The 16401-nt window shown below is 64.8% G+C and carries 18 protein-coding genes and 4 pseudogenes; 15 read left to right on the plus strand and 7 right to left on the minus strand.

Annotated features, from left to right (window positions below):
* Positions 1-1035: pseudogene (locus tag ACFFN1_RS05870) on the minus strand (ISL3 family transposase); the annotation flags it as partial.
* 238 nt (positions 1036-1273) lie between these two features.
* Here ACFFN1_RS05870 and ACFFN1_RS16860 point away from each other — a divergent pair.
* The 3 genes and pseudogenes from ACFFN1_RS16860 to ACFFN1_RS05890 all read left to right on the plus strand — a co-directional run bounded on the left by ACFFN1_RS16860 (position 1274) and on the right by ACFFN1_RS05890 (position 4415).
* Positions 1274-2600, plus strand: a pseudogene (locus ACFFN1_RS16860) (ISL3 family transposase).
* 337 nt (positions 2601-2937) lie between these two features.
* Positions 2938-3546, plus strand: coding sequence for a hypothetical protein (locus tag ACFFN1_RS05885; RefSeq protein ID WP_376839494.1), 609 nt, complete (start codon positions 2938-2940; stop codon positions 3544-3546).
* 380 nt (positions 3547-3926) lie between these two features.
* The gene (locus tag ACFFN1_RS05890) at positions 3927-4415 is read left to right on the plus strand and encodes a PKD domain-containing protein (RefSeq protein ID WP_376839495.1); all 489 of its coding nucleotides are present in this window, start codon (positions 3927-3929) and stop codon (positions 4413-4415) included.
* A 208-nt stretch (positions 4416-4623) separates the two neighbouring features.
* On the opposite strand, the pseudogene ACFFN1_RS05895 reads toward ACFFN1_RS05890, so the two are convergent.
* The 3 genes and pseudogenes from ACFFN1_RS05895 to ACFFN1_RS05905 all read right to left on the minus strand — a co-directional run bounded on the left by ACFFN1_RS05895 (position 4624) and on the right by ACFFN1_RS05905 (position 6095).
* Positions 4624-5216: pseudogene (locus ACFFN1_RS05895) on the minus strand (1-acyl-sn-glycerol-3-phosphate acyltransferase).
* A 94-nt stretch (positions 5217-5310) separates the two neighbouring features.
* Entirely contained in the window at positions 5311-5742 is a 432-nt protein-coding gene (locus ACFFN1_RS05900; protein ID WP_376839497.1) for a VOC family protein, read from the minus strand.
* 17 nt (positions 5743-5759) lie between these two features.
* The gene (locus ACFFN1_RS05905) at positions 5760-6095 is read right to left on the minus strand and encodes a hypothetical protein (protein ID WP_376839499.1); all 336 of its coding nucleotides are present in this window, start codon (positions 6093-6095) and stop codon (positions 5760-5762) included.
* A gap of 72 nt (positions 6096-6167) precedes the next feature.
* Here ACFFN1_RS05905 and ACFFN1_RS05910 point away from each other — a divergent pair.
* The 12 genes and pseudogenes from ACFFN1_RS05910 to ACFFN1_RS05965 form a co-directional block, all read left to right on the plus strand.
* Positions 6168-6386 (plus strand): annotated as a pseudogene (locus tag ACFFN1_RS05910) (DUF2200 family protein); the annotation flags it as partial.
* An 82-nt stretch (positions 6387-6468) separates the two neighbouring features.
* Positions 6469-7077, plus strand: coding sequence for a DUF6928 family protein (locus ACFFN1_RS05915; RefSeq protein ID WP_376839500.1), 609 nt, complete (start codon positions 6469-6471; stop codon positions 7075-7077).
* A gap of 137 nt (positions 7078-7214) precedes the next feature.
* Positions 7215-7730: a methylated-DNA--[protein]-cysteine S-methyltransferase gene (locus ACFFN1_RS05920; RefSeq protein ID WP_376839502.1), complete on the plus strand. Its 516-nt coding sequence runs from the start codon at positions 7215-7217 to the stop codon at positions 7728-7730.
* 51 nt (positions 7731-7781) lie between these two features.
* The gene (locus tag ACFFN1_RS05925; RefSeq protein WP_376839504.1) at positions 7782-8279 is read left to right on the plus strand and encodes an RNA polymerase sigma factor; all 498 of its coding nucleotides are present in this window, start codon (positions 7782-7784) and stop codon (positions 8277-8279) included.
* Positions 8276-8920, plus strand: coding sequence for a methylated-DNA--[protein]-cysteine S-methyltransferase (locus ACFFN1_RS05930; RefSeq protein WP_376839505.1), 645 nt, complete (start codon positions 8276-8278; stop codon positions 8918-8920). Before ACFFN1_RS05925 ends, ACFFN1_RS05930 begins: the two co-directional genes overlap by 4 nt.
* Positions 8917-9648, plus strand: coding sequence for a 2OG-Fe(II) oxygenase (locus ACFFN1_RS05935; protein WP_376839506.1), 732 nt, complete (start codon positions 8917-8919; stop codon positions 9646-9648). Before ACFFN1_RS05930 ends, ACFFN1_RS05935 begins: the two co-directional genes overlap by 4 nt.
* 7 nt (positions 9649-9655) lie before the next feature.
* A complete protein-coding gene (locus tag ACFFN1_RS05940; protein WP_376839507.1) occupies positions 9656-9928 on the plus strand; it encodes an Ada metal-binding domain-containing protein in 273 nt (90 codons plus the stop codon).
* A 119-nt stretch (positions 9929-10047) separates the two neighbouring features.
* On the plus strand, positions 10048-10719 hold the full coding sequence (locus ACFFN1_RS05945) for an alpha-ketoglutarate-dependent dioxygenase AlkB family protein (RefSeq protein ID WP_376839508.1): 672 nt from the start codon (positions 10048-10050) through the stop codon (positions 10717-10719).
* 54 nt (positions 10720-10773) lie between these two features.
* Positions 10774-11418 (plus strand): DNA-3-methyladenine glycosylase I, encoded by a 645-nt coding sequence (locus ACFFN1_RS05950; protein WP_376839586.1) that lies wholly within the window; start codon positions 10774-10776, stop codon positions 11416-11418.
* Positions 11415-12275, plus strand: a complete 861-nt coding sequence (locus ACFFN1_RS05955) for a DNA-3-methyladenine glycosylase family protein (protein WP_376839510.1) — start codon at positions 11415-11417, stop codon at positions 12273-12275. The genes ACFFN1_RS05950 and ACFFN1_RS05955 overlap by 4 nt, the downstream gene beginning before the upstream one ends.
* Before the next feature lie 641 nt (positions 12276-12916).
* Positions 12917-14107: an arylsulfotransferase family protein gene (locus tag ACFFN1_RS05960; protein ID WP_376839512.1), complete on the plus strand. Its 1191-nt coding sequence runs from the start codon at positions 12917-12919 to the stop codon at positions 14105-14107.
* 83 nt (positions 14108-14190) lie between these two features.
* Complete coding sequence (locus tag ACFFN1_RS05965) at positions 14191-14631, plus strand: YtoQ family protein (RefSeq protein WP_376839514.1); 441 nt, start codon at positions 14191-14193, stop codon at positions 14629-14631.
* Between the two features lie 188 nt (positions 14632-14819).
* On the opposite strand, the gene ACFFN1_RS05970 is transcribed toward ACFFN1_RS05965, so the two are convergent.
* From ACFFN1_RS05970 to ku, 3 genes are read right to left on the minus strand one after another with little or no spacing between them, the layout of a single operon-like run.
* Positions 14820-15008 carry a hypothetical protein gene (locus tag ACFFN1_RS05970; RefSeq protein WP_376839516.1) on the minus strand — a complete coding sequence of 63 codons (189 nt, stop codon included), beginning with the start codon at positions 15006-15008 and terminating at the stop codon, positions 14820-14822.
* A 41-nt stretch (positions 15009-15049) separates the two neighbouring features.
* Positions 15050-15388: a hypothetical protein gene (locus tag ACFFN1_RS05975; RefSeq protein WP_376839518.1), complete on the minus strand. Its 339-nt coding sequence runs from the start codon at positions 15386-15388 to the stop codon at positions 15050-15052.
* Between the two features lie 56 nt (positions 15389-15444).
* Positions 15445-16371 carry a non-homologous end joining protein Ku gene (ku, locus tag ACFFN1_RS05980; protein ID WP_376839520.1) on the minus strand — a complete coding sequence of 309 codons (927 nt, stop codon included), beginning with the start codon at positions 16369-16371 and terminating at the stop codon, positions 15445-15447.
* Positions 16372-16401 lie beyond the last annotated feature (30 nt).

Raw genomic sequence — 16401 nt, forward strand, 5'->3', positions numbered from 1 at the left:
GTCTTCCCGGCAGCGCGGTCGGGGTGGCGGTAGGCGGCGACGATGCGCTGGTAGATACCCCAGGTCGCCTCGACCTCGACGTGCTCATCACTGGCGAACACGGCCTTCAGGCGCGTGATCTGCTTGTCGATGAGCAGGTTCGCGCCCGTGTGCAGCACGCGCCGGATCCCGTAGAGCGGGTCCCCGGACCGCCCACGATGGCCGAGGGTGGCCTGCTGGACGCGTTGGCGGCATTGATCGACCTTCTCGCCGGCCAGGGCGACGACGTGGAAGGGATCCATCACCGCTGTTGCCTCGGGCAGCTCCTCGGCGGTCGCGGTCTTGTAACCGGAGAATCCGTCCATCGCGACGACCTCGACTCCGTCACGGAACTCTGCGGTCTGAGCATCGAGCCAGGCCTTGAAAACCTTCTTCGATCGTCCCGGGACCATGTCCAGCAGTCTAGAGGTGTCGGTGCCGTCGCGGATCGGGGTCAGGTCGATGATGACGGTGACGTGCTTGCTGCCCCGGCGGGTGTGGGACCACGCGTGTTCGTCTACGCCGATCACGCGGGCCCGGTCGAACCGGGTGGGATCGTTGATCAACAGCTTTTGGCCGGCGGCCAGGATCGCGTCGTTCGCGGTGTTCCAGGCGACCGCGAGGCCGGCGGCGACCCGCGCGACGGACAAGCGATCGATGACCACGCCCTTGAGCGCCCACAGTGCCGCGTGCCAGGAGAGCACGGCGCGAGGCTCTCCCGGCGGCCGGGGTGTCCTGCCGCCACACGCTGCGACAGTCCGGGCAACGGTAGCGGCGCACTCTGACCTGCAAAATCGTGGGCCTCCAGCCAAGCGGGACGTGGGCGAGGCGGCGGATGACAGTTCCTCGGGAGACGCCCTGCTGACCGCACTGGTGGCACCAGTTGTCTGGATCGAGCACGCGGCATTCGAGAATCGAGCGGTCGGCGTCGATCGACTGTCCAGTCGCGGTCAGGCCGAGCCGGTCGAGCTGACAGAACGAATCGAGATCGGGCGCAGTGAAGGTAGCGTTGGGCACGTCGAGGTCTTCCAGATGGTGAGCGTAAGAACTTCCATCTTCGGAAGACCTCGATGTCTATCCCCGGACCGACGCGCCCACACCGCCATCGACCGCTACACCCTCATCTGTGAAGAGCCCGAATGGCTCTTCAGAGTTGAGTGTGGGCACGCCGGTCGGGCAGGGGTGCTGGGGATAAGCGTCGAGGTCCCTGATGATGAGTGGGCTTTAACCCCCGCTGATCTCAAGGACCTCGACAATGCCTAATTCTACGTGCCCTTGCGCTGTTGCTCTGGATCGCTGTGCCAGGTGTGACGTCCTGCTCGGATTGCCTGACTTCCACCTCATCCACGCCGAGGTCACCGACACCGCCGTCGTCCTCGACATCGAGGCCTGCGACTGGCTGACCGGCTGCCCCGGATGCGGCGTCATCCCGACCGGCCACGGACGCATCACCGTGACCCTGATCGACGCCCCATCCGCTGGACGGCCTGCCCGCCTGCGATGGCGCAAACACCGCTGGATCTGCCGCGAGTCCGCCTGCCCGGTCGTGACCTTCACCGAGCAGAACACGCAGGTCGCCGCCCCACGCGCCCTGCTGACAACCCGCGCGGTGTCCTGGGCGATCCGCCAGCTGCGGTATGAGAACGCCTCTATCCAGGGACTGGCCCGCCAGCTGGGCACGACCTGGAACACCCTGTGGTCCCAGATCCGGCCAGTGCTCAACACCGCCGCTGACGATCCGGCACGGTTCGACGGCGTCGAGGTTCTCGGCGTCGACGAGCACGTCTGGCATCACACGGACCCCCGCCGGCGAGGGCCGAAAGGAACTCACCGGCATGGTCGACCTCACCCGCCACCAGCACCCGACGGCACGTCTGCTGGATCTCGTCCCGGGACGCTCAGCAACGGTGTACAAGGACTGGCTCACCGCACGCGGGCCCAGCTTCCGCAACGGTGTGCAGATTGCGACGCTGGACCCGTTCCAGGGATACAAGAACACGATCGATGACCAACTCGACGACACCACCTGCTTCCTCGACGCATTCCACATCGTCAAGCTCGCCACCAACGCCGTCGATGACGTCCGCAGGCGCGTCCAACAGCAGACACTCAGGCACCGGGGCCGGAAGGGCGATCCGCTCTACGGCATCCGCAACCTTCTACGGGCCAGCCGAGAACGCCTCACCGAACGACAACAGAAACGGTTGCAAGCGGCCTTCGTCGCGCATGAGGACCACATCAGTGTCGAAGTCGCCTACCAGTGCGCCCAGGACATCCGTGACATGTTCCACCAAGACACTCACGCTCAAGGGCGCAGGCTGGCCGCCCGCGTGATCGAGGCCTTGCCGACGTGCCCGATCCCAGAGATCGCCAGACTGGGCAGGACGCTGCGGAAATGGAAGACGACAATCCTGGCGTACTTCGATACCGGTGGTGCCAGCAACGGTGGCACCGAAGCGGTCAACGGGCTCATCGAGCTCGGCAGGCGGATCGCTCGCAGGTTCCACAACCTCGAGAACTACCAGCTACGAATGCTCCTCATCGCTGGCGGCCTGGACGCATCAACCCACACTCAACTCTGAAGAGCCCGTTTGGCACGGTGGCCGTGTGAGTGGTGCATGTACGGCACCGTGATTGGTGCATGTACGGCACCGCAGTGTCGCGAGCGAGTTTCAGGCCCGGAGGGTTGCCCGATGGTGCCGCCGGGTATCTGTGCCCCTGGTTTCACGCCGTCGTACATTTTGCTACCGTGATGAAGGTCACATGCGGATGGTGATGTGTGCCTTCGTTCTCAAGTCCTGGTCAGGGTCCGTGAGACGGTGCGGCTCTGACTGGTCCTTGTCCACAGTTCCGTTTCGGCTATTCCTTCGCAGGTATGAGTGACCTAGTTTTGGTTTAACCGGAAGAGGAGTCGGCAGGATGCAATACCGAGGACGAGGCGTGGTGATGGGTGCGTCGCTGAGTGCGCTTGTGCTGGTCGCTAGTGGGTGCACCGGTGCCGAGGAAGCAGAGCCGACCCCCTCGTTTGCTTCACCCACCGCCGATGCGGATCCGAGCCCCGAACTCACCGAGCCTCCGTACGAAACAGAGTTGAACCTAACGCCGGATGAGAAGAAGGCGGCGGATGAGGCTTACGCCATCTTGGTCAAATTCATCAACGCGTACAACCGAGTAGGTGCTGATTCTGGGAGCAATCCCGAGCGTGCACTCAAGTATGCTTCTGGAGAAGTTGAGAGTGAGTATCGCAGCAGTTTTCGCGATTTTGAGCAAGATGGGCTGAGGGTAGTTGGTGGCGTAACTCATAAGTACCACGAGGTGTCGGACGTCTCGATTCAGGGTTCGGAACCGGGCGAGGGAAACGTTGAATTTCAGTCGTGTGTTGATTTCAGCGCTTTTGATCTTGTTGACGAAGCCGGCCAGTCGCAAGCTGGCGAGGACACACGCCCGTTCATCGTTGTTTACACAGTTTCCAAAGAGGACGGTGGATGGAAGTTCTCTGAGTTGCGGAATACGGACGAGACATGCTGACCGCACTTCTGCGTGCCCTCACGATGGTTCTAGTTTGCGGGCTGTTGATGACCACACATGCCGTGCCCCCGGCTGAGGCTGGCGGGTGTAAAGGGCAAACTTGGGATCGCAGCTTTCAAGCCAAGTGCAAGAACAAGGAGAAGGGCCCAAAACGCGATCGGACACCACCGAAGAAGGACCGCGACGGTTCGGGCCGGGGCGGCGGCAACCGCAACGGTGACAATTCCGATCGTGATCGCCGGGACAACAACGCGGATTCCGGTCCTCGGACCTGTCAGTTGCTTGAGGACGATCCGGGGAGCCGGGCCAGGCAGTGTGAGCGCCGGCCGCAGCCGTCGCCGGATCGTGACGGCAACAGCCCGCCTGACACAGATTTCTATGTGGAGCCTCCACCGGATGTGACGTGGGAAGACGTCGGGGAGACCTCGATCCCGCCGTCTGACATCTTCGTCATGCCCGAGGGGTGGGGTGTGGTGAACAAGCCTGTAGCCGTATGGGCCGGCAACAATTCCTCGCGGACAGAGACGATGGAGCTCGCCGGATACACCGTCGAGATCCGGGTGACGCCAGCGCAGTACAAATGGAACTTCGGTGACGGCAACACAATCACCACGACCTCAGCCGGCCGCAAGCCCAGATACGCACACGACGCCGATATCAGCCATTCGTACACGGAAAGCGGTGAGTACACGATCAATCTGACGACCAGTTACGTCGGTCAGTTCCGTGTCGACGGCGGAGCATGGGAGGACATTCCCGGCACAGCTGAGATCGCATCGAGACCGGTGCCAGTCGAGATCTACCGATACGTGCGCTACCTCGTCGACGAGGACTGCACCAAGAACCCCGACGGCCCCGACTGCCCATGAGAACGCCGGCGGTCACCGCCTCCAGCGTCGGTCCGCTGGGCGGTCGCGCTCGAACCTCAGATGTAAGTGCCGATGTTGGCGGCCCCCGAGGTGTCAGACGGCACGCCCCAAGGAGCCGCGGCAGAAGAACCGGCGCACGCCCCAATCCTCTGATGCCAGCGGGCGCACCACCTCGGCACCGGTATCGAGAGCTTTCTGCAATCCCTGATCAGGCGACCATGCGCCAGCCGAGCTGCCCGCCGGACTCATCGCGCAGCCGCGGTGTCACCTGCCGGTGTGGGAGGATGCCGGTCTTGTCGGCGTAGAAGGCGCGGATCCGGTCCATATTGGCTGCGACATCACCGGTCATCTCCACAGTCGGGCCGAGCCCGGTCGTGTGCGTCGTCGAATCGACGTAGCCCAGGGTCACCGGCATGCCGGTTTCGCGGGCGATGCGCTAGAACCCGGACTTCCAGTGGGTGTGCCCACTGCGGGTGCCGTCCGGGGTGATGACGAGCCCGAAGATCTCCCCAGCGCGGGCAGTCTCGACGACCTCAGCGACGACGCGGCTGGGATTGTCCCGGTCGACCGGGATGCCGCCGGTGGCGCGCATGAACGGCCCGCGCCAGGAGCGGAAAAGGCTTATCTTTCCCATCCAGCGCACATCGATGCCCAGCTCCCAGGCGATGCACAGCATGAGTATGAAGTCCCAGTTCGAGGGGGTGCGCCGATGAGGATCGTCGGCTGGGTCGGTGTCGGCTGGGTGCGCAGCGTCCAGTGGCTGAAGCGCCAGAAGGCGCGGGCGGCGAGTCGTCGGAGCATAGCTCAACCGTAGAGCACTCCCGGCCCCCGAAGCGCACCGGTCCATCCGGCGCGCAGCCAGACGCGCAACGTCGGTCGCCGGTCCCGAGGTGGCTCACACCATGCAGAACTCGTTGTCTTCAGGATCGTGCATGAGCAGCCAGTGGCCCGGCGGGTCGTGGAACTCGCCGATGAACGCAGCCCCGGCCTCGACGAGACGCTCCGCATGGGCGTGCATCGCCTCGATGTCCATGGCCTCACCGGGGCCCCGGTCGCCGACGTGAACGTCGAGATGAATGCGGTTCTTCACGGTCTTGCCCTCGGGCATCTTCTGAAAGAACAGCCGCGGGCCCGTGCCGGTGGGGTCGACGCTGGCATTGGCGTCGTTCCGGTGCTCAGGCGGCAGGTTCCAGGCCTGCAGCTGCTCCTCCCAGGTGGCATAGCCATCAGGTGGGGGCTCGCGGACATAGTCGAGTGCCAGCTGCCAGAAGTCGCCGAGCGCCTTCGGATCGCCGGCATCGAAGGTGACAGTGAACGTGCGTGCCATGGTCTTGCCTTCCAGCGTCATGGTTCAGGTCTGATGGTGCGAGACGGCCTGTACTGCCTCGGCGTGGACGAAGATGCAGAACGGGTGGCCGGCCGGATCGGCGAAGACTTACAGCGCTTCCGCGGGATCCGGCCAGGTCGAGCGCGGCAGGGGTGGGCCAGTTGGATCGCGATCTCAGTCCGCCCGTCAGCGCTGATGAGGTTGAGCCAGTCGATCGGATCCGCATGCTCGCAGGTCTCGGGATCGCGGCCGGGCGGATAGCGCAGACCGAGCGGCTGCCGGTAGAACTCGGCCAGCTCGAAGACGTCCTCGGCGTCGAGGACGACCTGCTTGAGACACGGATAGCCGGCCATGCATCGATTGTCCCACCGGTGCCGCCTCTGCGTCGAGCATCACGACGACGCGCATCACTACACTGAGCGACTTTGAGCCGCATCTTCACGACCAGCGTCGCCTCCGTCTACCCCCACTACGTCACCAAACTGGAGAAGAAGGGCCGCACCGAGGCCGAGCTGCGGCAGGTCATCACGTGGCTCGCCGGCTTCGACGATGGCGCTATCGATGGGCATCTGGCCGCCGAGACGACCTTCGAGGGCTTCTTCGCCGCAGCCTCGCTCAACCCGAACGCTGAGAAGATCACCGGGCCCGAAACCCGATCTCACGACCCGCGAGAATGACGTTCCACGATCGCCCTGGCGGCTGGGAGCCTGCAGTAGCGTGACAACTATGGGATTGAGCGTCTCCGCTGTCATCGCCGACACTGAGCTGACCGATGCCCAACTCACCGCTGTGGGACTGTATCCGCGGCCCGAGACCGCCGCGACCTCGGAGGTCATGCTCAACCCAGCCGATGATCGCGTCCTCGTCACCCGGCACGGTGGCCACACGATCATCGTTGACGGCGCCGCCGAGGTGGCCGAGCAGTTCGAGGGGACGAGCACCGAATTGCCGGGCCGCGTCGTTGTCGCGGGCACCGTCGATTCGGTTGGGTATGCGGTGTTCCGCGTGTTTGACAACGGGAGAGCCGCCCGCGTCCTGGAAACCTCGGACGGCGAGATAGTGACCGACGAAGGCGAGCCCTTGTCGCAGGAAGACTCCTTTGTGTTCCGCACTGACGGCGACGTTGAGGTGGACGGTCAGCTGCTCATCGATACGCTCGCGTCCCTTGCCTCGGTTCCGGGGAGCCCCGACATCTTCGAACTCGAGGGCCAGGTCTACGCCCTCGCCGGCACCGGACTCGAAGTCGAACCCGGGAGCGCGCCCGGGCACGAGCACCTCGGGAACGAAGCCCTCAAGCCTCAGAAGAAGGGCTTCTTCGGGCGGTTGTTCGGCTGAGTCCTGCGGCTCGGACGAGCGTGCCAATCCTTGCCTGAGATCGCTGATGCCTGTGCCGAACGTGTGCGTCGCGACGTGCATCTCACGTTTCGTGTTCCTCGTGCGTCTTCATCGTGAATGAGGGAGAGGTGAGGGGCATGCGCAACACAAGACATACAGTGATCGATTCGGCGCTGGATGAGGTGACTGTCGTTGCTGAAGGCGATGAGCTGACTGGGCTGTACTTCCCCGGCCACCGGCATCTGCCGAACGCGTCGGTGTTCGGCGCCCGGGCGGAGGCCGATGCGGACGAGGTGTTCGTCAGGGCGAAGGCCGAACTGGATGCGTATCTGGCTGGTCAGCGGGAGCCGTTCGATGTGCCGCTGCGCGTGAGCGGGGACGACTTCTCCAAGCAGGTGTGGTTGCTGCTGCGGTCGATCCCGTATGGACAGACCACGAGCTATGGAGCTCTCGCGGAACAGCTGGGGGACCGGCGTCTGGCGCAGCGCGTGGGGCAAGCAGTCGGGCGGAACCCGCTGTGTGTGTTCATTCCGTGCCATCGCGTCGTCGGTGCGGACGGGTCGCTGACGGGTTATGCGGGCGGGTTGGAGCGCAAGCGGTGGCTGCTGGAGCTGGAAGAGCCCGCCGAGGCGACCGGATCGCGACTGTTCTAGAAGATCGGATCTCACGTTTCTCGCTGCTGGAACGTCTACCGTGTGATGAAGATGAAACAGCCATTCGAACAGGCAGTGACGCGGCACGGTGAGGCCGTGCTGCGGGTCTGCCGCGCCGTGCTCGGGCCGGGACCAGACGCCGACGACGCCTGGTCGGAGACATTCCTCGCCGCGCTGCGATCCTGGCCAGACCTTCCCGAGGACACGAACGTGCAGGCATGGCTGGTGCGCGTCGCGCGCCGCAAGGCGATCGACATCACCAGGGCACGTGCACGGCATGCGATCCCCACCGACGATCTCCCTGAACGGGTCTCAGCGGTGGGCAGCCCTGGCGCCGACGAGTACGAGGTGTGGGCGACGGTTGCGGCGCTTCCGGAGCGGCAGCGGCTCGCAGTCGCCTATCACTACCTCGGCGGGCTGCCGCACGCCGAGACCGCCGAACTCATCGGCGGCAGCACGGATGCGGTGCGCCGAGCAGCGGCAGACGGCATCAGGAGACTGAGACAGACCTATCACACGGACGAGCACACGAAAGGAGCATCCCGATGACAGACATCACTCCATCCGGGATCAGTCGTCCGATGAACGAAACCACGGGAGCCGAGCACGCCTCCCTCTTCCCGATCGACCCAGGCGCGATGGAGACCCTGCATACGCGGCTGACCGCACTCGCCGGTGAGCACGGCCTGCTCGACGTCGCCTACCGCACGATCGACACGCCGGTGGGCCGCCTGCTGCTCGCCGCGACCGAAAAGGGCCTGGTGCGTGTCGCGTTCGAGCGCGAAGACTTCGACACGGTGCTGGAGTCGCTGGCGCGGAAGATCAGCCCGCGGGTGCTGGAGGGGCCCCGCCGCCTCGACGCGGCGGCCGCTGAGATCGACGAGTATTTCGCAGGTGAACGGCACACCTTCGACGTGCCCTTGGACTACGCGATGTCCTCGGGATTCCGGCAGACCGTGCAGCGCTACCTGCCGCACATCAGCTACGGCCGCACGCAGTCGTACAAGGAGATCGCCGAGATCGTCGGCAACCCCAAGGCCGTGCGCGCCGTCGGCACGGCGTGCGCGACCAACCCACTGCCGGTCGTCGTGCCCTGCCACCGGGTGCTGCGCACCGACGGCAGCCTGGGCGGGTACATCGGCGGCCTTGATGCGAAGACGACGCTGCTGATGCTGGAAAAGGCCGCATGAACGCGAAGACGAACGCTCCGGACGTGTACGCACAACGCGTGGACTCCGGCGACTGGGAATCGATCACCGCGGAGCTCAACGACTACGGAGGTGCGCTGCTGCCGCAGCTGCTCACTCCGGAGGAGGCCGAGGAGATCCGCGGGCTCTACGACGTGGATGAGGCGTTCCGGCAGACGGTCAACATGGGCCGTGTGCGCTTCGGGGAGGGCCAGTACAAGTACTTCCACGCCCCTTACCCGGAGCCGATCGAGGGGCTGAAGCAGGCCCTGTACCCGCGCCTTCTGCCGATCGCCCGCGACTGGTGGTCCAAACTCGGCCGCGAGGCGATCTGGCCGGACACCCTGAACGCGTGGCTGGACATGTGTCATGAGGCCGGGCAGGACAAGTCCACCGCGATCCTGCTGAAGTACGGCGAGAAGGACTGGAACGCGCTGCACCGCGATCTCTACGGCGATCTCGTGTTCCCTCTGCAGGTGGTCATCAACCTCAACAGCCCCGGTGTGGACCACACCGGAGGCGAGTTCCTCCTACTGGAGCAGCGCCCCAGGGCGCAGTCGAGAGGCACCGCATTCCTGCTGCCGCAGGGGCATGGGTACGTGTTCACCACGCGGGATCGTCCGGTGGAGTCCAAGCGCGGCTGGTCGGCGGCCCCCGTCCGGCACGGCGTCTCGGCGATCCGTTCCGGTGAGCGGTTCACGCTCGCGCTGGTCTTCCACGATGCTGCATGAGGCCGTGATGACCGGCAAGACGTACACGCTCCTCGGGGCGGATCGTACGCCCTACGAGAGCGCGACTCCGGGCGCGCTCGGCGGTCACCGCGCCGGTCGCCTTTACGGGCGCATGGACTGCCCGTCGGCGCTGCGCTCGATCGCTAAGGGCGGCTACGTGACGAACCGGGTGTTCTTCGCCGATGAAGCCACCGCGATCGCTGCAGGGTTCCGTCCCTGTGGCACGTGCCTGCCAGAAAAGTACGCCGCATGGAAGCACACGCGAGATCAGGCCCGATGATGCACAGACACCGACTGTCCAGACCGCTGGCGATGCGCACCGCGGTGCCGAGCGCTGTGGCCGATCTGAGATGAGACCATGGAGCATCTGCACTGCCCCGAGGTCGGGAGGAGCATACGGTGAGCACCCTGTTCGGAGACGACACGATCGACCGACCCGTGCCGGAGCTGCCCGCCGGTGCGCATTACGTTCCACGATGGCTGACTCTGGAACAGCAGCGCTGGATCGTCGCCCGCTTCCACGAGTGGGTGAACGGTCCGGTGCCGATCCGGGCGGCGAAGGTGCGCGGCCACGAGATGAGCGTGCGCACGGTCTGTCTCGGCTGGCACTGGCGACCGTACGAATACACCCGCGAAGCCGTCGACGTGAACGGCAACCGGGTGCTCGACTTCCCTGACTGGATGGTGCGCCTGGGTCGCAAGGCTCTCGTCGCGGCGACAAGTGATCCGCATGCGGGCGATGACTACACGCCCGACACGGCACTGGTCAACTTCTACGACGACATCGCCCGGATGGGCATGCACCAGGACAAGGACGAACGCTCCCTCGCCCCGGTGGTGTCGCTGTCGATCGGAGACACCTGCAGGTTCCGCTTCGGCAACACCGAGACCCGCAGCAAGCCGTACCAGGATCTTCAGCTGGCCTCAGGCGACCTGTTCGTGTTCGGTGGACCGTCGCGCCTTGCGTATCACGGCGTTACGAAGGTCTATCCGGGCACGGCACCTCGCGAATGCGGCCTCGCATCGGGCCGGATCAACATCACGATGCGCGTCACTGGGCTCGGCGGCTGACCCGGGCCTGCCGCCGCATCCCACCGCATCAGCACCACACCGAACGAACGAAGGATCTCAGCTTTGACTCCCACGATTCCCGTCGAAGAACCCGCTGCAGCAGACGATCCGGGCATCGTCATCGGCGAAGACGGACTCGCACGCCCGGCGTGGGCGAGTGTCGATCCGCTGCTGCGCGAGTACTACGACACCGAGTGGGGCATGCCCGTGCGCGACGAGCAGGGCATGTACGAGCGCATCAGCCTCGAAGCGTTCCAGGCGGGGCTGTCATGGGCGACGATCCTGCGCAAAAGGCCCGCGTTCCGCGCAGCATTCGATGACTTCGACCCCGAACGGGTCGCCCGCTACGGGGAGACCGAGATCGAACGGCTCATGGCCGATGCGGGGATCGTGCGGAACCGGGCGAAGATCCGCGCCGCGATCACGAACGCGAACGCCACGCTCCGGCTGCGCGACAAAGGCGGACTGGCCGATTTCGTTTGGTCGTTCCAGCCGTCCGAGACACCCGCCCCGCGCACATTCGCCGAGATCCCCACAAAGTCTCCCGAGTCCGTCGCCCTCTCCAAAGCGCTCCGCAAGGAGGGCTTCGCCTTCGTCGGCCCGACGACGATGTTCGCGCTGATGGAGGCGATCGGGATCATCGACACCCACCTCATCGGCTCGCACCGTCGTGGCTCCTCCGGCGTCTGGCCCGCATGAGCGAGGTCTCGCAGCTCAGGATCGACGCCACCGGCCCGGTCGACCGTGATGCGGCGCTCGGTACGCTCGCTGCGCACGCCGTCGACGGCCTGCACCACGTTGATACGGAGAAGGCGGAACTGACCCGCTGGATCGACATCCACGGCGAACCGCATCCGGTCGCGGTGCGTCTCGACGCGGACGGTGCGACCGTCTCGACAGCGACCCACGACGAGGGCATCAATGCTGAGATCACCAGGCGGGTGCGGCATTGGTTTGATCTCGACACCCATCTCACCCCCGTCAACGCCCATCTCGGCGCGGACCCTCTGTTCGCCGAGCAGGTCGCGCGGCGGCCGGGCATCAGGATCACCCGGTTCCATACCCCGTTCGAAGCGGCCATCCTCACGGTGCTCGGTCAGCAGGTCTCCCTCTCCGCCGGGCGACGGTTCGCAGCACGGCTCGTCGCCGCCTACGGCGCCCATCCGCCCGAGGGCACCCCGAACTCCGGGCTCCGATGCTTCCCGATGCCGGCAGTTCTTGCCGCCGCGCCGATCGACGAGGTGCGTGCGGCGGTCGGGCTCACCGGCGTACGAGCGCGCACCGTGCACGAGGTCGCCGTGCTCTTTGCCGCGGCCGCCGACCACACAGTGCTGCCAGCGCGAGACGAGCTACGCGCCGTCTATGGTGTCGGGCCGTGGACCGTGGACTATCTCGCGATCCGCGCAGGCACAGATCCGGATGCCTTCCCCATGACGGATGCCGTGCTGCGCCGCACCCTCAGTGCTGTCAGTCCAGAGCGCGATGCTGTGCGCGTCGAGTCGTGGCGCCCGTTTCGCAGCTATGCAGCGTCACGGCTCTGGGCGCATTCTCTCTGATCCGGCTCTGATGTGGGCTTGGCGAGCAGGCACAGGCCGCAATCACCGGTTGCATGGGTGCTTCGGACAGCTGGAAGCTTGCGATCAACGGGTAATACAAAGATATGCATCGATGGCATACGAGGTCCTTTCACCTCTTGGATCCCCAATGCCATCTGATACCCGCGCCCTGTGCGCGGATGGCCGGCAAGCTTCATTCGCATCCCTGCGCCACGGTCTGCGGTGGGGAAACCGCAACTTGATCGCCTCTTCGCGGCCTCGACGGGCCGACTGGGTGCTCCCACTCTATCGAAGCTCGTGCAGGAACTTCCAGCCCCAATCTGCACACATGTGCCGGACACACGTCCGGAAATGGAATCCGCTGGCATCTGAGGAGCGCACAAGCCTGAGTGGGGGAGCGCCCCCTGTCGCAGCCCTTTCGCAGCTCTGTCGCAGCCCTGTCGGAGGCGCCGACAGCCCTGGCTGAGATATCAGCGCGCATGCAACCTATACGTCGTAGACGTCTGTTGATCATCCCAGCGCCGAGCCGCACGCTGCGTTGCCGAAAGAACTGCAAAGCTGCAGGTGAGACTGCCCATAACCGGCCGGCCACACTGACCGCTGCGCTGCCGTGGCGCGTGCTGAGGAGCTGAGCACATCTCATGACCCCGATGTCACGTCACCGTTCGCGAGCAGCCCCCGGGGCCGCCTCGATCCTGGCGATCGCCCTGACCGGCTGCACCGGCGGTGATGGGAAGACTGGCGCGTCAGTCGAACTCACCGAATACGCCAGCCGCCCGGATCTCACCGCACCGCCCGTCGAGGGCGAACCCCTCGACCTCAGTGTCGATGGTGCTGAACAGTACTTCTTCATCGGCCCGAAGTCGCGGGAGACCGACGTCTGGTCCGGTCGGCTCATCGTCGACAGCTCCGGCGAACCCGTGTGGATCGAAGAGGATGCCGAAACGAACGGCAACACCGCCGGCTGGGATCTGCGGGTCCAGCAGCACAAGGGCGAGAACGTGCTCACCTGGTGGGAGGGCTTCGTCGATACCCCGCTGGCTGAAGGCGAAGTCGTCATCGTCGACGACACCTATGAGGAGATCGCGCGTGTCGGCACCGGTGGCGACCTGCCGCACCGCAAGGTCGACCTCCATGAGACGACTCTGACCGAAGACGGCACCGTGCTGCTGATGTCATATGTGCCGAAGCAGGCTGATCTCACCTCATTCGGCGGCGACGCAGACGGCTGGGTGTGGGACGGCGTCGTGCAGGAGATCGACATCGAGACCGGCGAGGTGGTCTTCGATTGGAGCTCCCTCGAGCACATCCCCGTCACCGCGTTCCAGCGCAAGTTCGAAGACGGCATGGGCACCGAGGACAAGCCCTTCGATTACTTCCACGGCAACTCCGTCAGCGTCGATGAGGACGGTTCGCTGCTGGTGAATGCGCGCAACACCCACGCCTTCTACAACCTCGACCGAGAGACCGGCGAGGTCAACTGGACCGCCGGTGGGCCGGAATCCGATTTCGAGCTCGGCGACGGCGTCTACTTCGCCTGGCAGCACGATGTCGAACGTCAGGCCGACGGGTCGATCACGATGTTCGACAACCAGTCCTCGCCCACCCTCCGCGACTCCTCGACGCTCGCCGAAGTCGCCACCAGCAAGCGCACCGGGTTCGAAACGGCGATCGAACTGCCCGAGGCGGCCAGCCGCAGCGACGACGAGGACGAGGATGAAGACGCATCCGCCGCTCCAGCGCAGTCCTTCGAGCACATCGTCGTCGAAGCCCTCAACGCTTACGGCGAGCAGCTCAGCAGCGCTGTCGTCGACACCGACGACATGAAGTGACCGGCGGCACCGGCCCGGCTGCGTGAGACTGCGTTAGGCTGACAGCAGCGGAGGAGAACCGCATCTCTTTCAAGGAGGCAGCTGTGAGCTTCAATGTGTATCTGTCAGGCGAGATCCACACCGACTGGCGGGAGGAGATCAAACGCGGTGCCGAAGCCGCCGGACTCGATGTCGTCTTCACCGCCCCGGTGACCGACCACCCGGCAAGCGATGCAGCCGGCGACCACCTGGGCGAGACCCCGAGCCCGTTCTGGCGCGACCACCAGTCCGCCAAGATCAACGCCATCCGCACCCGCACCCTCATCGAGAAGAGCGACATGGTCGTCGTGCGCTTCGGCGACAAGTACAAGCAGTGGAACGCGGCCTTCGACGCCGGATACTGCGCGGCGCTCGGCACCCCCTACATCACCCTCCACGACGAGGACACCGTCCACGCGCTCAAGGAAGTCGACGCCGGCGCCCAAGGCTGGTGCACCACCACCGAGCAGGTTGTCGAGACGCTGCGCTACGTGCTCAACGCCTAAGAGCTCTATCACAGCGGTTGGGGCGGCCTTTCACTCGCCCGAGGCGTGGAAGTGAGAACATGGTCCTCACTGAAACCGAATCCGGTTTCGCGCTCTACCCGTCTGTCGATCGCGCCAGCTTCCCCGTTCGCTGCCCCCGAAGCTCCTGCCAGCGCCGCCCGCGGGAAGCGGCATCGGCAGGTCTGTTCTCAGACCGTAGTTCTGATCGCCTCGGCTAGGCCGGAGTACTGTACGGCCTGACCAGCGTGCCGTTCGAGCGTCGGCAGCCTGATAGACGAATAGCCGAGCTTCTGCAGGATGCGGCGAGGCAGTACGTAGAACTTCCATTGCGAGACGGCGAGCGCGTCGTACTCTTCGTGCGTCTGTGCAGTGTGCACTGCGAACACGTAGATATCGGCGTTGTATGTTTGTTCGCGACTCAGACCGGAGGCGGTGTCCCAATGCGTCCTTTCAAGCCGCTGAAGCTGATGCGTGAGGCTGTGCGCTGTTCCCATGCCTGGATATAGGCGGATGTTTTGACTTCGATTGTGGTTCCCCCAGGTGTGACCACATCGTAGGCGTCCCACTCGATTCGAGATCCGACAGCGCCGACCGCGCGAGAGACGAGGAACTCGGCGATGTATCCGCGCACGTTGTTCACCCTCAAGTTCGACAGTGCGTATCGCCAGAAGTCGAGAACCGTTGCATCGATTCCGTCGAATGGTTCGTCTCCTCGCAGAGGAGCCGGCTGCGGTGGCTGCAGTGCAAAGTCCGTCATGATCCCATTACCGGATTTCTGCCGGCGCGGAAGGGCGATCACGCCGAATCAGAAGCTTATGCGCTCTTCGACGAATCCGACTTCTTCTTCGAAAACTCCTTCCCGCCCGACTTCTTTTCGTCGGACTTCTTGCCACCGGCCTTCTTGCCGCTCGAGGACCCGCCCGACTTCTGCTTCGACCCGCCGCGCCTGCGGTCCAGCGAGGACTTCAGCGCCTCCATCAGATCGACGACGTCCGCGTCATCGCCGTCGTCCTCATCGGCCTCGTCAGGCGTCTCACCCAAGGTCGCTTCGGTATCGAGGGTGTCACCGGCTTTGAGCTTGGCGTCGATGAGCTTGCGCAGCTCGACCTGGTAATCGTCCTCGAACTCCTCGGGGGTGAAATCCGAGGCGAACTGCTCGACCAGCGCGCCGGCGAGCTCCTTCTCCTTGCTGCTGATCTTCGCCTTCGACTTCACTCCTTTGAAGTCGACGCTGCGGACCTCATCGGCCCACAGCATGCCCTGCAGCACGAGCACCTTCCCGCGCACCCTCAGCACACCCAGCCGGGTCTTCTGCCGCAGCGAATACGTCACCACCGCGGTCCGGTCGCTGTCGTTAAGCGCATGACGCAGCAGCAGATACGACTTCGGCGACTTCGCCGCCGGCTCCAGATAGTACGTGCGGTCGAGCATGATCGGATCGATCTGCTCGGTCGGCACGAACTGCACGACCTCGATTTCGTCATTGTCGCTCTCCGGCAGCGCCTCGAAGTCATCATCAGTGACGATGACGGTGTCGTCATCAGACTCGTAGGCCTTGTCGATGTCCTTGTACTCGACTTTCTCACCGCAGACCTCGCAGCGCCGCTCATAGCGGATCCGCCCGCCATCGGCATCGTGGACCTGGTGGAAGGACACGTCGTGATTCTCCGTAGCGCTGTAGGCCTTGACGGGAACGTTCACGAGCCCGAAGGTGATGGCGCCGGTCCATATCGCTCGCATAGCATGAATTCTACGCAGAAAGGGACCACG

Origin of the sequence: Brevibacterium otitidis, assembly GCF_042429315.1 — a bacterium.
Classification (GTDB): Bacteria; Actinomycetota; Actinomycetes; order Actinomycetales; family Brevibacteriaceae; genus Brevibacterium; species Brevibacterium otitidis.

What these genes read in the sequence shown, in the direction of transcription:
- ACFFN1_RS05885 (WP_376839494.1), top strand. Translation starts at nt 2,938, where the DNA reads ATGCAATACCGAGGACGAGGCGTGGTGATGGGTGCGTCGCTGAGTGCG.
- ACFFN1_RS05900 (WP_376839497.1), bottom strand. Translation starts at nt 5,742, where the DNA reads ATGGCACGCACGTTCACTGTCACCTTCGATGCCGGCGATCCGAAGGCG.
- ACFFN1_RS05905 (WP_376839499.1), bottom strand. Translation starts at nt 6,095, where the DNA reads ATGGCCGGCTATCCGTGTCTCAAGCAGGTCGTCCTCGACGCCGAGGAC.
- ACFFN1_RS05915 (WP_376839500.1), top strand. Translation starts at nt 6,469, where the DNA reads ATGGGATTGAGCGTCTCCGCTGTCATCGCCGACACTGAGCTGACCGAT.
- ACFFN1_RS05920 (WP_376839502.1), top strand. Translation starts at nt 7,215, where the DNA reads ATGCGCAACACAAGACATACAGTGATCGATTCGGCGCTGGATGAGGTG.
- ACFFN1_RS05925 (WP_376839504.1), top strand. Translation starts at nt 7,782, where the DNA reads ATGAAACAGCCATTCGAACAGGCAGTGACGCGGCACGGTGAGGCCGTG.
- ACFFN1_RS05930 (WP_376839505.1), top strand. Translation starts at nt 8,276, where the DNA reads ATGACAGACATCACTCCATCCGGGATCAGTCGTCCGATGAACGAAACC.
- ACFFN1_RS05935 (WP_376839506.1), top strand. Translation starts at nt 8,917, where the DNA reads ATGAACGCGAAGACGAACGCTCCGGACGTGTACGCACAACGCGTGGAC.
- ACFFN1_RS05940 (WP_376839507.1), top strand. Translation starts at nt 9,656, where the DNA reads ATGACCGGCAAGACGTACACGCTCCTCGGGGCGGATCGTACGCCCTAC.
- ACFFN1_RS05955 (WP_376839510.1), top strand. Translation starts at nt 11,415, where the DNA reads ATGAGCGAGGTCTCGCAGCTCAGGATCGACGCCACCGGCCCGGTCGAC.
- ACFFN1_RS05960 (WP_376839512.1), top strand. Translation starts at nt 12,917, where the DNA reads ATGACCCCGATGTCACGTCACCGTTCGCGAGCAGCCCCCGGGGCCGCC.
- ACFFN1_RS05975 (WP_376839518.1), bottom strand. Translation starts at nt 15,388, where the DNA reads ATGACGGACTTTGCACTGCAGCCACCGCAGCCGGCTCCTCTGCGAGGA.
- ku (WP_376839520.1), bottom strand. Translation starts at nt 16,371, where the DNA reads ATGCGAGCGATATGGACCGGCGCCATCACCTTCGGGCTCGTGAACGTT.